The 811-nt window shown below is 48.3% G+C and carries 1 rRNA gene; it reads left to right on the plus strand.

Annotated elements, in window-relative coordinates:
* Positions 1-786 (plus strand): 23S ribosomal RNA (locus tag JXZ92_RS03445); the annotation flags it as partial.
* Between the last annotated feature and the right edge of the window lie 25 nt (positions 787-811).

Raw genomic sequence — 811 nt, forward strand, 5'->3', positions numbered from 1 at the left:
CCTAACATGTGTAGGATAGGTGGGAGACGTTGATGCTAAGACGCTAGTCTTAGAGTAGTCGACCTTGAAATACCACCCTTGGTATGTTGAGTTTCTAACCTGTCGCCGTTATCCGGCGAGGAGACAGTGCGTGGTGGGTAGTTTGACTGGGGCGGTCGCCTCCTAAAAAGTAACGGAGGCGTTCAAAGGTACACTCAATACAGTCAGAAACTGTATGTAGAGCGCAAAGGTAGAAGTGTGCTTAACTGCGAGACCTACAAGTCGAGCAGGTGCGAAAGCAGGACTTAGTGATCCGGCTGTACGTCATGGAACGGCAGTCGCTCAACGGATAAAAGTTACCCTGGGGATAACAGGCTTATCTTGCCCAAGAGATCACATCGACGGCAAGGTTTGGCACCTCGATGTCGGCTCATCGCATCCTGGAGCTGGAGTCGGTTCCAAGGGTTTGGCTGTTCGCCAATTAAAGCGGTACGCGAGCTGGGTTCAGAACGTCGTGAGACAGTTCGGTCCCTATCTGATGTGGGCGTTGGAATATTGATGAGAGCTGCTCTTAGTACGAGAGGACCGGAGTGGACGTACCGCTGGTGTTCCAGTTGTTCCGCCAGGAGCATAGCTGGGTAGCTAAGTACGGAAAGGATAACCGCTGAAAGCATCTAAGTGGGAAGCCTCCTCAGAGATAAGTATTCCCTTGAAATTCCTTGTAGACTACGAGGTTGATAGGATGGATGTGTAAGTGTAGTAATACATTTAGCTGACCATTACTAATAAATTGATAGGTTTAGAAGTTAAGATGTATTTAAGACATTTTAAT

It is taken from the genome of Mycoplasma sp. CSL10137 (assembly GCF_017116845.1).
GTDB lineage: Bacteria > Bacillota_I > Bacilli_A > Mycoplasmatales > Metamycoplasmataceae > Mycoplasmopsis.